Origin of the sequence: Streptomyces sp. NPDC005706 (assembly GCF_040631045.1) — a bacterium.
In the GTDB taxonomy this organism is placed as follows: Bacteria; Actinomycetota; Actinomycetes; order Streptomycetales; family Streptomycetaceae; genus Streptomyces.
Window position 1 is genome coordinate 32611 of the sequence record NZ_JBEXYS010000019.1, and the last position, 15810, is coordinate 48420.

General features: G+C 76.1%; 2 protein-coding genes. Both read left to right on the plus strand.

All coding sequences use genetic code 11. The features are described 5' to 3' along the window. Positions 1 to 218: 218 nt before the first annotated feature. Positions 219 to 1940, plus strand: a complete 1722-nt coding sequence (locus ABZ478_RS26190; RefSeq protein ID WP_359553094.1) for a fatty acyl-AMP ligase — start codon at positions 219 to 221, stop codon at positions 1938 to 1940. A 168-nt stretch (positions 1941 to 2108) separates the two neighbouring features. After that, positions 2109 to 15800, plus strand: a complete 13692-nt coding sequence (locus ABZ478_RS26195; RefSeq protein ID WP_359553095.1) for an SDR family NAD(P)-dependent oxidoreductase — start codon at positions 2109 to 2111, stop codon at positions 15798 to 15800. The last annotated feature ends 10 nt before the right edge of the window (positions 15801 to 15810 follow it).

Here is a 15810-nt window from a genome sequence, read left to right on the forward strand (position 1 = left end):
GCATTTCGGCCGAACAGACTTGCTATGGTGCTACTTGTCGGTAGCAACTGCTGCGGGGGGACCGCGAGGAGCCGTAGGACCACGGCGCCTTGCGCGGAGGGTCGAGCTCGAACGACCCGGCAACGGGGCCGGGTCGCGGCGGGCTCCGGGGTGTGCGCGTGACGCCGCACCGAACTCCTGTCTCCTCGCCACTCATTCAGACAGGTGAGACTCGTCCCATGGCACGATCCCTGGTCGAATTGCTGACCACGCACGCCTCGAACCACCCCGAGCGCACCGCGTACCGTCACCTCGTCACCGGTGACTGCGACGGAGAGATCCAGGAACTCACCTACCGCCGGCTGGCCGTACGCTCCCGCGCCGTCGCCGCCTGGCTCCAGGACCGCGGGCTGGCCGGCTCGCGGGCCATGCTGCTGTACCCGCCCGGTCTCGAGTTCATCTGCGCGTACCTGGGCTGCCTCGCCGCCGGTGTGATCGCCGTACCGGGCGTGCCCCCGCAGGGCCGCGCGCAGAACCACCGGGCGCTCACCCGGATGAAGCGGCTGATGGCCGACGCGGATGCCAAGGTGGTGCTGGGCGACCGCGGCGTGCTCGCCGCGCTCGACGGCATGGCGGAGCACCTGCCCGAGCTCGGCCGGATCACCCGCCTCGCCACCGAGGACATCCCCGACGACGCGGCGGCCGGCTGGCGCGAACCCGAACTCACCCCGGACACGGTCGCGTTCCTCCAGTACACGTCCGGCTCGACCTCCGCGCCCCGCGGGGTCGCCGTCACCCACGGCAACCTGCTGGACAACGAGGCGGTCATCACCGAGCGCATGGGTCACACGCCCGAGGCGATGGCCGCACACGACCACGAGCTGTTCGTCAGCTGGCTGCCGGTCTACCACGACATGGGCCTCATCGGCCCGGTCCTGAACACGGTCTATCTGGGCGCCACCGCCACCCTGTTCTCGCCGCTGCACTTCCTCCAGCAGCCGGCCCGCTGGCTCACCGCCGTCAGCCGGTACCGCCCGCACACCAGCGGCGCCCCCAACTTCGCCTACGAACTCGCCCTGAAGCACGCGGACCCGGAGCTCCTCGGCAGCCTCGACCTCAGCTCGTGGAAGGTCGCCTTCAACGGCGCCGAGCCGGTGCGCGCGGCCACCCTGCGCCGGTTCGCCGGCACCTTCGGCGCGGCCGGCTTCCGCCGCGAGGCCCTCTACCCCTGCTACGGCCTGGCCGAGGCCACCCTGATGGTCACCGGCGGCACCGCGGGCACCCCGCCGACCCTGCTCGCCGCGGCCGACGGCACCCCGAACGCTGGCGAGGCCGACGCGGCCGCCGTCGGCTGCGGCCGGCCCGGCCCCGGCGTCACCGTGGCGGTCGTCCACCCGGAGAGCCTGCGGGAACAGCCCGCGGGCGAGGTCGGCGAGATCTGGGTCGGCGGAGCCAGTGTCGCCAAGGGCTACTGGCGCAACGCGCTCGCCACCCGCCAGACCTTCCGGGCCGAACTCGCCGGACACGAGGGCCGGTTCCTGCGCACCGGCGACCTCGGCCTGCTGCGGGACGGCGAGCTGTTCGTCACCGGCCGGCTCAAGGACCTCATCGTCATCGACGGCCGCAACCACTACCCCCAGGACCTGGAGCTCACCGCCGAACTGACCCATCCGGCGCTGCGCCCCGGCTGCACCGCCGCGTTCTCCGTGGACGCCGGGGCGGACGGCGAACGGCCCGTGATCGTCGCCGAGATCGCCCCGGACAGCGCCGGTGAGGCGGAGAAGATCACCGACGTGGTCCGGGCCGCCGTGGGCGAGGCCCACGGCCTGTCGTTGCACGACATCGTGCTGGTCCGGCCCGGCACCATCCCCAAGACGTCCAGCGGGAAGATCCAGCGCCGCGCCACCCGGGGCGCCTACCTCGAGGGCACGCTCGCCGTGGTGACCGAGCCCGCCGTGTGACACCGCCCGCCGCCGGCGCGCCCGGACCCGCGCCGGCGGCCCGGCGCGCCCCGGCCGCCGCCGTACGGCCCCGGTCAGGGGCGTACGCCCCCCCGCCTCGCCGTACCGCGCAGCCGAAGCCCGGTACGGAGCCCCGCCTGAGCCCGAGTTCAGAGGACAGCTGCCCAGATGCCTGCGAACGAGTCCCCGAAGCAGACCCCCGAGCCGTCCCTGACGACCTCCGAGGGCGTCCGGGCCTGGCTGGTGTCGGCCGTCGCCGAGGCCGCCGGGACCGACCCGGCCCGCCTCGACCCCAACCGCCCGCTCGCCGAACTCGGCCTCGGCTCACGGCACCTGGTCACCCTGGCCGCCGAACTCGGCACCCTGACCGGCCGACCCCTGGAACCCTCCCTCGTCTTCAACCACCCGACGATCGACGCCGTCGCGGAGGCCGTCTTCGCGCCGGCCCCGGCGCAGCCGCCCACCGCGGGCGCCGCCCCCGGCCCCGACCGCACCGGTCCCGGCGACGACGTGGCGATCATCTCCATGGCCTGCCGCTTCCCCGGTGGCGCCGATCACCCCGAGGCCCTGTGGCGGCTGCTGGACGCCGGACGGGACGCCATCGGCGAGGTCCCCGCGGGCCGTTGGGACACCAGCGGGCTGTACGACCCCGACCCGGAGGCCACCGGGAAGGCGTACACCCTGCGCGGCGGCTTCCTCGACGGCGGCATCGATCGCTTCGACGCGGCCTTCTTCGGCATCTCACCGCGCGAGGCCGCCGCCATGGACCCCCAGCAGCGGCTGCTCCTGCAGACCTCCTGGGAGACGTTCGAACGCGCCGGCATCATCCCGGAGTCCCTGAACGGCAGCTCCACCGGCGTCTACCTCGGCCTGTACGACAGCGGCTACCTCGCCGCCGCCTCGCTGGGCCAGCTCGACGGGCACGTCGGCACCGGCTCGGCGGCCAGCGTGGCCTCCGGGCGCATCGCCTACACCCTCGGCCTGCGGGGACCCGCGGTGACCGTGGACACCGCCTGCTCGTCCTCGCTGGTCGCCCTGCACCTGGCGGCGCGCGCCCTGGCGGGCGGGGAGTGCGACCTCGCCCTGGCCGGCGGCGCCACCCTGCTGGTCACCCCGCGCGGGCACGTCGAGTTCAGCCGGCTGCGCGGACTGTCCCCGTCCGGGCGGTGCAGCCCCTTCTCCGCCGAAGCGGACGGGGTGGTGTGGGCCGAGGGCTGCGGTCTCGTCCTGCTCAAGCGGCTCAGCGACGCACGCCGGGACGGCGACCGGGTCCTGGCCGTCGTCAAGGGCTCGGCGATCAACCAGGACGGCCGCAGCCAGGGCCTGTCCGCCCCCAACGGCCCGGCGCAGGAACGGGTGCTGCGGGCCGCCCTGCACGCGGCCGGGCTCGGCCCGCACGACCTGGATCTCGTGGAGGCCCACGGCACCGGCACCCGGCTCGGCGACCCCATCGAACTCCGGGCGCTGGCCGATGTGTTCGGCCCGGACCGCCCGGCCGGCCGGCCGCTCGTCATCGGCTCCCTGAAGTCCAACATCGGCCACACCCAGGCGGCCGCGGGCATCGGCGGCGTCATCAAGACCGTTCTGGCCCTGGGCCACGAGCACATACCGGCCTCCCTGCACGCCGAGCGCCCCACCGACCACATCGACTGGTCCGGCACCGGGCTGCGGGTGCCCACCGAGGGGCTCGCCTGGCCACGCGACGCGGACCGGGTACGCCGGGCGGGAGTCAGCGCCTTCGGGATCAGCGGCACCAACGCCCACGTCGTCGTCGAGGAAGCGCCTCACCCCCCGGCCGACACCGCCACGCCGGCCGCCGCCCCCGCCGCGCGGACCGGCCCCGCCCTCTTCCCCCTCTCCGCCCGCGGCCTTCCCTCCCTCCGGGGACAGGCCGCCCGGCTGCTGGAAGCCGTAGAAAACCGCCCCGAGCTGCCACTGGCCCCGGTCGCCGCCACCCTCGCCCACCACCGCACCCACTTCGAGCACCGCGCCGTGCTCCACGCACCCGACCGCGCCGGCCTCCTCGACGCCCTGCGCGCCCTCGCCGACGGCCGGACCGACCCCGACCGCGTCACCGGACCCCAGCAGGCCGCCCCCGGCGGGAAGCTGGCCTTCGTCTTCCCCGGACAGGGCAGCCAGTGGGCCGGAATGGCCCGCGACCTGCTGGACCGGGACCCGGTCTTCGCCGACGAACTCGACCGCTGCGACGCTGCCCTGCGCCCCTTCACCGACTGGTCGGTGGCGGCCGTGCTGCGGGGCGACGCGGGCGCCCCGTCGCCGGAGCGCGTGGACGTCGTCCAGCCCGCCCTGTTCGCCGTTATGGTGTCGCTGGCCGCCGTGTGGCGGGCCCGGGGCGTGCTCCCGGACGCCGTGATCGGGCACAGCCAGGGCGAGGTGGCCGCCGCCTGTGTCGCCGGCGCCCTCAGCCTCAACGACGCGGCCGCCGTGGTCGCCCTGCGCAGCCAGGCCCTCACCGGCCTGGCCGGTACCGGCGGCATGGCCGTCGTCGCGCTGCCCCACACCGAGGTGGAGCCCCTGCTCGGCGACGGCGTCTCGGTCGCCGCCGTCAACAGCGGCCGGGCCACCGTGGTCGCGGGCGCCGTCGAACCGCTGGAGGCCCTGCTCACCGGCCTGGAGGCGCGCCAGGTGTTCGTCCGCCGCCTCGACGTCGACTACGCCTCGCACAGCGCCCAGGTCGAGGCCGTCCGGGCGCCGGTCCTCGACGAACTCGACGGCGTCGTCACCTGCCCCACGGACATCGCCTGGTACTCCACGGTCACCGCCGAACCGGTCACCGGGGAACTGGAGGCGGACTACTGGTACACCAACCTGCGCGAGACGGTCCGCTTCGCGCCCACCGTCGAGCGCATGCTCGCCGACGGCTACCGCCACTTCGTCGAACTCAGCCCCCACCCCGCCCTGCTCACCGCGCTGCGCACCCTCGGCGAGGACACCGGCCACGAACTGACGGCCGTCGGCTCGCTGCGCCGCGACGAGGACGGTCCCGGCTGCCTGGACCGCGCCGCGGCCGAACTCCACACCCATGGACGCCGGATCGACTGGCGCCGCCTGGTCCAGTCCGGCGCCGCCGCCGATCTGCCGACGTACGCCTGGGACCAGGAGCGCCACTGGACCGAACCCGAGTCCGGGGCCGGTGGCCCCGCCCTGTTCGACCGCGCGGCGCACCCGTTGCTCGGCGTCCAGCTCCAGTCCGCCGACGAGACCCGCTGGACCTTCCGCGACGAGTGGTCCCCGGCCACCGCCGACTGGCTGCCGGACCACACCGTCTTCGGCCGCACCGTGGTCTCCGGCACCACTCTGATGGAGCTGTGCCGTGCCGCGCTCGCCGTGGCCCGCCCGGACGAGTCCGCCGACGTCACCGACCTGCTGCTGGTCGCCCCGCTCGTGCTGCCCGCCTCCGGCACGGTCGAGGTCTCGGTCGAGGTCGTCACCGCGGGCCCCGTGCCCGAGATCACCGTGCACAGCCGTCCGCGCGGCCAGGACGCCCCCGGCTGGACCCTCAACGCCAGCGCCTCCGCCGCCCCCTCGGCCCCGCTCACCGCGGAACGCCCGCCCGTATGGCCCGAGTCCGCCGAAGAGGCCTGGACCGAGGGGACCTACGACCGGCTGGCCGGGCTCGGCCTCGGCTACGGGCCCGCCTTCCAGGGCGTGCGGTCGGCGGCCGTCACCGGCGACGGGGAACTCCTCGCCCGGCTCTCGCCGCCCGCCGGCGCCCGCGACACCGCCGGCCCGTACCCCGTGCACCCCGCGCTGCTGGACGCCGCCCTCCAGGTGACGGCCGCGCTCGGCCCGGCCGGGCGACGCGCCCTGCTGCCCGTCGCCGTGGGCCGCTGCGTCCTCCCGGCCGTCACCACGGGCGAGCTGACCGCACGGGTCCGGCGCACCGGTGACACCGGCACCGACCTCACCCTGGACGTCACCCTGTGGGACGCCGACGGCCTCCCCGCCGGACGTCTGGACGCCGTACGCCTGCGCGCCGCCGACCCCGCCGACCTCGACGCCGGCTCGGAGAACGCCCGGCACCTGTACGAGGTGGCGTGGACGGCGCCCGGCGAGCCCGCCGACGCGCCGGACCTCACCTGGGCCGTGGCCGGCGACCCCGCCGACCCGCAGGCCGCGGCCGCCCGGCACGCCCTGCCCGGCGCCGAGGACCGCGCCGACGTCGCCGTACGCTTCTGGCCGCGCCCGGCACCGGACGCCGATCCGGTGGCCGTCGCGCACGAGACGGCCACCGGCGCCCTCGGGGAACTGCGGCGGCTCATCGCGCTCCCCGAGGGCCAGGCACCCGCGCGGACCGTGTGGGTGACCCGCGGCGCGGTGGCCGCCGCCGACGGCGACCGGGTGCCCGCGTACGCCCAGTCGGTGCTGTGGGGCCTGGTGCGCAGCGCGCGTGCCGAACACCCGCACCTGGGACTGACCCTGCTCGACCTGGACGACGACGGCCTCGACCCGGGCCCCGCGCTGAGGGCCGCCGCCGGTCTTCCCGGCGAGCCCGAACTGGCCTGGCGTGAGACTGAGTTGCTGGCGCCCCGGCTGGTGCGGGCCCGCCCGGGGAGGACCGGACGAGGAGTGGAGCCGGACCCGGGCCGGGCCGGCGTGCCGCCCACGGACGGAACCGTCCTGGTCACCGGCGGTCTGGGAGCCGTCGGCGGGCACATCGCCCGGCTTCTCGCCGAACGCGGTGTGCCGAGGCTGCTGTTGACGGCACGGGGCGGCGCCGGGGACCCGCGCGCTGAGGAGGCCGTCGCCGGGCTGGCCGCGCTCGGCGCGCGGGCCGAGGTCGTCGCCTGCGACGTCACCGACCCGGCCGCGCTCGCCGGCGTACTCGGTTCGGTGGGCGAGGAGTTCCCGCTGCGCGGTGTCGTGCACTGCGCCGGGGTCCTCGACGACGGTGTGATCGGCGAGCTGACCCCCGAACGGCTGGAGCGGGTGCTGCGCCCCAAGGCCGACGGCGCCGCCCATCTGCACCGGCTCACCGCCGGAACCCCGCTGGACCTGTTCCTGCTGGTGTCCTCGGCCGCCGGTGTCGTGGGCAACCCGGGCCAGGGCAACTACGGGGCCGCCAACGTGCTCCTCGACCAACTCGCCCACCACCGGCGGGCCTCGGGCCTGCCCGGCCTCTCCCTGTCCTTCGGCGCCTGGGCCGGCGAGGGCCTCGCCGCCGCCCACGCCGACCTGGACCGCATGGCCCGGCTGGGGCACCGGGCCCTCACCCCGGAGCAGGGCCGCGACCTGGTGGCGCTGGCCCTGCGCGGCGACGCCCCGCACCTGGTCGGCTGGGTCCTGGACCTGCCCCGCCTGCGCACGACGGACACCGCGGGCACCGCCCTGTGGCGCACGCTGCTGCCCGCGCCCCGCACCGGCGACGCGACGGGCGGCGCCCTGGCCGGCCGGCTGGCCCGGCTGCCCGGACCCGAGCGGGCCGAACGCGTCCTGGCCCTGGTTCGCGAGGAGGCGGCCCGCGCGCTCGGGCTGCGCTCCACCGAGTCCGTACCGGCCGGCCGGCCGCTGCGCGACCTCGGCATGGACTCCGTCACCGCAGTCGAACTGCGCAACCGCCTCGCGGCCCGGCTGGGCGTGCGGCTGCCCGCCACCCTGCTCTTCGACCACCCCACCGCCGACCGGCTGGCCGCGTACCTGCTGGCCCACGCGCTCGGCGACGCCGCCCCGAGGCCGGCCCCGGCGGTGGCGCGCCGGAGCGGCCCGGCCAACGACGAACCCATCGCCATCGTGGCCATGGCCTGCCGGCTCCCCGGTTCGGTGAACGACCCGGAGGGGCTGTGGCGGCTGGTCGCCGAAGGCCGGGACGCGGTCGGCCCGTTCCCGGCGGGACGCTGGGACGTCGACGCGCTGTACGACCCCGACCCGGACGCCCCCGGCAAGTCCTACGCCCGCGAAGGCGGCTTCCTGGACGACATCGAGTCCTTCGACGCGGGTTTCTTCGGCATCACCCCGAAGGAGGCCGCCGCCATGGACCCCCAGCAGCGGCTGCTGCTGGAGACGGCCTGGGAGGCGCTCGAACGGGCCGGCATCGTGCCCGCCCGGCTCGCGGGCAGCACCACCGGCGTGTACGTCGGCATGTTCGGCAGCGACTACCTGGCCGGATCCCGCCTCGACCAGCTCGACGGCTACGTCGGCACCGGCTCGGCACTCAGCGTCGCCTCCGGCCGGCTGGCGTACGCGCTCGGCCTGCACGGCCCGGCGCTGACCGTGGACACGGCCTGTTCCTCCTCACTGGTCGCCACCCATCTCGCCGCCCAGGCGCTGCGCGCGGGCGAGTGCGATCTGGCGCTGGCCGGCGGGGTGACCCTGATGGTGACCCCGCAGACCTTCGTGGAGTTCAGCCGGCTGCGCGGGCTCTCCCCGACCGGGCGCTGCCGCGCCTTCTCCGACGACGCCGACGGGGCCATCTGGGCCGAGGGCGCGGGCATGCTGGTCCTCAAACGGCTCGGTGACGCGCGACGGGACGGCGACGAGGTGCTGGCCGTGCTGCGCGGCACGGCGGTGGGCCAGGACGGCCGCAGTCAGGGCCTGTCCGCGCCCAACGGACCGGCCCAGGTACAGGTCCTGCGCCGTGCGCTGGAACAGTCCGGACTCGACCCCGCCGACATCGACTACGTCGAGGCCCACGGCACCGGCACCACGCTCGGCGACCCGATCGAGGCGAACGCCCTCGCCGAGGTCTTCGCCGGCACCCGGACCGCGGACCGCCCGCTGTACCTGGGGTCGCTGAAGTCCAACATCGGCCATGTGCAGGCCGCTTCGGGCGTCGCCGGGCTCATCAAGGTCGTGCAGGCGATGCGGCACCGGACCCTGCCGCCCACCCTGCACGCCGGCACACCCAGCCGGCACGTCGAGTGGGAGGACAGCGGACTGCGGCTGCTCCAGGAACCGGTGGCCTGGCCGGCGACGGGCGAGCGGGTGCGGCGGGCCGGTGTCAGCGCCTTCGGGATCAGCGGCACCAACGCCCATGTCATCGTGGAGGAGGCCCCCGCCCGGCCCGCCGAGGAGACGGAAGTCCCGGACGGCAAGCGGCTGTTCCCGCTGTCCGGACGCAGCGAGGCCGGGCTGCGCGGACAGGCCGCCCGGCTCGCCCGGCACATCACCGCCGGCACCGCCCTCCCGGACGTGGCCCACACCCTGGCCCGGCACCGCAGCCACTTCGAGTGGCGCGCCGCGGTCGTCGCGGACGGCCGGGAGGAACTGCTGTCCTCGCTCCGGGCCCTGGGCAGCGGCCGCAGGCCGGTACCCGCGCCGCACGAGGAGCAGTCCGGCAAGGTCGCCTTCGTGTTCGCCGGGCACGGCGGCCAGTGGACCGGAATGGGACTGGAGCTGATGAACCGCTCCGAGGCCTTCCGGGCGGAGCTGACCCGCATCGACGCCGCCGTCGAACGGCACGCCGGCTGGTCGGTGCTCAACGTGCTGCGCGCACCGGAGGAGTTCTCCCCGCTCGACCGCACCGAGTACCTCCAGCCGGTCCTGTTCGCCGTGAACGCGGCCCTCGCCGCCGCCTGGCGCGAACTCGGCGTCACCCCGGACGCCGTGGTGGGCCACAGCCTCGGCGAGATCGCCGCCGCCTACAGCGCGGGCGCCCTCACCCTGGACGAGGCCGTGACCGCCGTCACCGGCCGGGCCCAGGCGGTGGTGCCCCTCGTCGGGCACGGCGGCATGCTCGCCGTCGAGCTGCCGCCCGCCGACGTCGAGGACCTGCTGCGCCCCTACGCCGGGAAGCTGTTCGTCGGAGCGGTCAACGGCCCCACCGCCACCGCCGTCTCCGGCGAGTCGGAGGCGCTCACCGCGCTCCGCGCGGAACTGGCGGAACGGGGCGTTTCCAGCCGGGTGCTGTCGACACCGTTCGCCTCCCACACCCCGCTCATGGACCCCCTGCGGGCGGACCTCCTCGACCGCTTCTCCGGCATCCGCGGCACCCGCACACCGACCCCCCTCTACTCGTCCGTGCTCGCCGAACCCGTCCCCGGCGACGGTCTGGACGCCGCCTACTGGTACGCGAACCTGAGCCGGCCGGTCCGCTTCGCGGACACGATCAGGCGGATGCTGGACGACGGCTACCGCTACTTCGTCGAACTCAGCCCGCACCCCTCGCTGCTCCCGGCGATCGAGGCGGTCGCGGGCGAAGCCGGCGTCGACGCGACCGGCGTCGGCTCGCTGCGCCGCGGCCGCGACGGGCACGACGTACTCCTCGGCAGGCTCGGGGAGTTGTACGCCGCCGGGCACACGCCCGACTGGACCGCGCTGTACCCGCGGGGCCGCCGCGCCGACCTGCCGACCTACGCCTTCGCCCGCGAACGCCACTGGCTCGCCCCCGTCCAGTCGGACGCCACCGGAGGCTCACCGCTCCTCGGCACCCACGTCCAGGCCAGCGACGAGCCCGGCCGCGACCTCTTCCAGACCGAGATCGACCTGAACGACGGCCGCTTCGCCTACCTGACCGACCACCGCGTCACCGGCGAGGTGTGGCTGCCGGGCGCCGCCCTACTCGGCATGGTGCTGGAGGCCGCCACCGGCCCGGCGGCGGACGGTGACGGTGACGGGGTGCGGCTGACCGACGTCCGGTTCGTCCAGCCGCTGCGGCTGGACGCCGACCGGCCCGTACGCCTGCAGTTGGTGCTGCGCCCGGCCGAGTACGGCCACCGGGACTTCACGGTCGCCTCCGCCCCGGCCGGCGGCCGGCGGTGGGAGCGGCACGTCACCGGCCGCATCGTCTCGGCGCCGGCCGCGACCGCCCCGGAACCCGCCCCGGCCGGCGGGCCCGGGCTCGCCGCGCTGCGCGAGCGGTGCACCGAGCGGGTCGACGTGAGCGCCGTCTACGCGGGCCTCGCCGCCCTCGGCATCGAATACGGCCCTGCCTTCCGGGGCCTGGAGGAGGGCCACCGGGACGGCGGCACGACAGCCCTCGCCCGGCTGGCCGCCCGGCCCGCGGCCGGGCACCTGCTGCACCCCGCCACCCTGGACGCCTCCTTCCACAGCGCGGCCCTGCCCGCCGCCGCGCCCGCCGGCCGCGCCTTCGTCCCCGCGGGCGCCGGCCGCGTGTACCACAGCGGCGCGCGCACCACGCCCGCCTGGGTGAGCTGCGACCTGCGCTCGGTGGACGGCGACACGGCCACGCCGGATCTGCGCCTGTGGGACGAGGACGGTCAACTCGTGCTCGCGGTGGACGAGTTCCGGCTCGCCGCGCTGTCCCCGCTGGACGGTGCCCTCTTCGAGACCCGCTGGCAGCCGCGCCCCGAGGCACAGGAACCGCCCGGTGCGGGCGGCTGGCTGATCCTCGCCGACGAGACCGGCACGGCGGACGAACTCGCCTCCCGGCTGGACGGACTGGTGCCGTACGTCGTCGCCCGCCCGGGCACCGAGTACGCCGTGGAGGCACCCGGCCGCCATGTTCTCGACCCGGCCGACCCCGCGCAGCTCGCCAGGCTCCTGGACGAGGCCTTCGCGGACGCGCCGCCCGAGCGGATCGTCCAGCTCTCCGCGCTCGACGCCCCGCCGGTCGCGGACGGCGGCAGCGCGCGGGAGGCGGCCCGGCTGTGCTGCCTGACCACCCTCCACCTGGTCCGCGCCCTCACCGGCCGCGACCGGCCGAAGGGCCGGACGCCGCGCCTGTTCGTCGTCGTCCGCGGCAGCCAGGCCGCCGGCGACAGCACCGCCGTGACCCATCCGCAGCAGGCCCTCGCCTGGGGGTTCGCCCTCGCCGTGGCCCAGGAGCACCCGGAACTCGCCACCACCCTGATCGACCTGCCCGCCGAAGGCGGCACCGACCTGCTGTGGACGCAACTCCGGCACGCGGACGACGAACGCCTCGTCGCGCTGCGCGACACCGGCCGGCTCGTCCCGCGGCTGGCCCGCACCCGTCCCGACGACGGCGGCCACCCTGAGCGGCCGGACGGCGTGCACCTGATCACCGGCGGGCTCGGCGGGCTCGGCCGGGTCGTCGCCGAACGGCTGGTCCGCCGGGGCGCCCGGCGGATCGCCCTGCTCGGCCGCGGCACCCCGGACGCGGCCGCCCGTGCCTGGATCGCCGGTCTCGAACAGCGCGGAGTGGACGTCCACCTGGCCCGCGCGGACGTCGCCGACCGCGACGGGCTCACGGCCGCCCTGGACGCCGTACGCCGCGCGGCCGGACCCGTCACCACCGTGGTGCACGCGGCCGGTGTCCTGGACGACGCCACCCTGGCCAACCTCACCGAGGAACGCGTCCTGCGCGTCCTCGCGCCCAAGGTGCTCGGCACCGCCCTGCTCACCGAACTCGTCCCCGAGGCGGACGACCTGGTGCTGTTCGCCTCGGCGGCGGGTCTGCTCGGCTCGGCGGGACAGAGCCCGTACTCGGCGGCCAACGCCTTCCTCGACGCCTGGGCGCACCACCTCTCCCGCACCGGACGGCGGGCGCTCAGCCTGGACTGGGGCGCCTGGGCCGGCGTCGGCATGGTCGCCGGATCCGGCACCCGGGCCGCCGAGACCGGCCGCTCGGGCCTGGTCGCCCTCTCCCCGCAGGACGGCGGCGAGCTGTTCGACCGGGTGCTGGCCACCGGCCGCCGTCAACTCGCGCCGATGGCACTCGACATGGAGCTGCTCGCCCTCGATCCGGACGCGGCCCGCGGCCGGCCCCTGCTCGCCGACCTGGTGACCGTCCCGGCCGCCGGCGCGGACGGCGACGACCTCGTGCGGCGGGTGCTCGCGGCCGCCACCGAGGAGGAGCGCGCCGAGTGGCTCGAAACCTATGTACGGGCCCGGGTCGGCGAGGTCTCCGGCGGCGCCGTCGACGTGTTCGCCACCACCGCCCTGAAGGAACTCGGCCTGGACTCCCTCATGCTGGTCCGGCTGCGCAACGCCTTCGCCCGCGAGCTGGGCGTCGAACTCCCGGCCGCCGACGTGTTCTCCGCCGCCGACATCCGCGGTCTCGCCCTGGCCCTCGGCGAAGGGCTCCCCGAGCGCACCGCACCGGCCGACGCGGGGCAGGACGCCCCGGCGCGGGAGGTCCCGGAGACCGAACTGCGGCCCGCCACGCGGGACGTCGTACGCCTCCTGCGCAGCGCCCAGCCGGACATGCCGCACGCGGCCCACGGCGTCGGCCTCGCCGTACGGCTCACCACCCCGGTCACCCGGGAGGACCTCACCGGCATCCTGGACCGGCTCGTCGCCCGGCACTCGGCCCTGCGCACGGCCGTCGTGACCGGCGCCGACGGCCGGCGCGAGCTCCGGGTGGACCGGGAGCTGCCCGCGCCGCCGCTGCGCTGGACCGACGGCACGGACGTGGACCCCGCCGAGCGGCTGCGGCTGCTGCTGGAGCCGCCGTTCGACCTGGCGGCCCCGCCGCTGTGGCGGTTCGAACTGGCCGACGGCGGCCCGCGGGGCCAGGTCCTGGCGTTCGGCGCCCACCACGCGGTCAGCGACCTGCAGTCCCTGCTGCTGGTGGCCGCGGAGATCGACGCCGAGCTGTCCGGCACCCCGCTGGACGGCACCGTCACCAACCGTGACCTGGACCTGCTGACCGAGGCCCAGCAGGGCGGCGGGGAGGGCCCCGGCGACGAGTGGCGCGCGGCCTTCCGGGGCAGCGAACGGCTCGACCTGACCCTCGCACGTCCCCGCCCGGACACCCGCTCGTACCGGTCCGGCAGTGTCACCGTGTCCGTCCCCGACGGGCTCATGCGGCGCGTCGCGGACGCCGCGAGCGCCCTGGGCGTCACCCCCGCCGCCTACTGCCTCGGCACCCTCACCGTGCTGCTGGCCCGGACGCGGGAGCGGGAGCGGTTCGTGCTCGCCGTTCCGGTGGACACCCGCATCCACGCCGACGCCTTCGGCGCGGTGGGCTTCTTCGGCGTCCCCGTGCCCTTCCCCGCGCAGGCCGCGGCGGGGGAGCGGGTCGCGGACGTACTGCTGCGCACCGACAGCCGGCTGCGGCGGATCCTGTCGAAGGGCGCCATGTTCTCCGACGTGCTCGCCACCCTCGCCCGGCAGGGCCTGCACCGGGCCAACGCACCGCTCGTCGAGGTCTACTTCAACTACGTGCGCTTCTCCGGTGAGCTGAGGCACCTGGAAGTGCTGCCCGCCGGCGTCGGGCACACCGACCTGGACCTGATGATCACCATGACCCCGGACGCGGGCACCGTCCGCCTCGACCACAATCTCGACATCCTCGACGCGGACACCACCGCCCGACTGGGCCAGGAGTTCCTGACGCTGCTCGCCCGGACCACCGAGGACGCGACCGCCCCGGTGCGCGAACGGCGGCCCGAGCAGCCCGCCGAGGGGCCGCGCCTCGCCCTGGCCGCCACCTTCGCCCTCGGCCATCTGCCCCTGATGTGCGAGGCGGCCCTCGAGGACGAGCGGGCGAGTACCGCCGAAGCGCCCTACCACCAGGTGCTGGCCGCCCTCCAGGACCCGTCGGGCGTTCTCGCCGACCCGGCCACCGCGGTCGGCGTCGTCCTGCTGCGCGCCGCCGATCTGGAACGCTTCGGACCGGTCGACGACACCCTCCTCACCGAACTGCGTGACGCCTACCCGGCCGCCCTGAAGTCCCTCGCCGAGCGCACCCGCAGGCCCCTCGTCGTCGGCATCCTGCCCAGCGCCGGGACCACCGGCCGGCTCCTCGACTGGGAGCGCGGCATCGCCGCCGACCTGGCCGAGTCGCCCGGGATCGCGGTGCTCGGCCCCGACGAGTGGACCCGCCACCACGCCGTCGGGCAGCGGTTCGACGAGCGCACCGAGCGGCTCGCCCACCTGCCCTTCACCCCCGAGTTCCAGGGCGCGGTCGCGCTGCGTCTCGCCGAGGTGGTGCGGGCCGTACAGCGGCCCGCGCCCAAGGTGATCGCCGTCGACGGCGACGAGACGCTGTGGGGCGGCGTGGCGGGCGAGAGCGGTCCCGACGCGGTGGACCTCACCGGCCCGCGCGCCCTGCTGGCCCGCCGGCTGCTGCGGTGGCGGGCGGCGGGTACGCTGCTGGCCCTGGTCAGCAACAACGACGAGGCCACCGTCCGCGCGGTCCTCGACCGGCCCGACAGTCCGCTGAAGGCCGAGCACTTCAGCGTGATCTCGGCCGCCTGGGGACCCAAGCCCGCCCGGCTCGACGAGGCCGCCCGCACCCTGAACCTCGGCCTGGACAGCTTCCTGTTCCTGGACGACAACCCGGCCGAGATCGCCAAGATGCGCGCGGCACTCCCGCAGGTGCTGTCGGTGACCTGCCCGCCGGCCGGTGAACTCGAGGCGCTCCTCGACCGGTTGTGGCCCCTGGTCCCGGCCGCGGCCACCGCCGAGGACGCCCTCAGGGCCCGGTTCTACGAGGCGGAACGCGCCCGGGACGCCGTCCGCGCGGGCGCCGGGTTCGAGGACTTCCTGGCCGGGCTCGGCCTCGAGGTCGACATCCGCGAACTCACCGACGCGGACGTCGAACGCGGCGAACAACTCGTCCGGCGCACCAACCAGTTCACCCTGCGCGCCCGCTCCGCCGACGGCGGTGACCTCACCCGGTGGCGCGAACGGGGCGAGGTGTGGACGGCGGCGGCCCGCGACCGGTTCGGCGACTACGGCCAGATCGCGCTGCTCGCGGTCGCCGCCGACGGCGACCGGCTCGACGTCCTCGCCTGGCCGATGAGCTGCCGCGCCCTCGGCCGCGGGGTCGAGGAACGGCTGCTCGCATGGCTCGCCGACCGGGCCGGGGAACTGGGCTGCACCAAGGTCCGGCTCACCGCGGAGCGCACCCCGCGCAACGCACCCGCCCGCCGGCTGCTCGCCGCGCTCGGCGGCGGCGACCCGGACGACGCGCGGCTGGACGTCGTCGTCACGCCCGAGCACCTGCGGGCGTTCCGCTCCTGGGACCAGAGTTGAGCGACAAGAC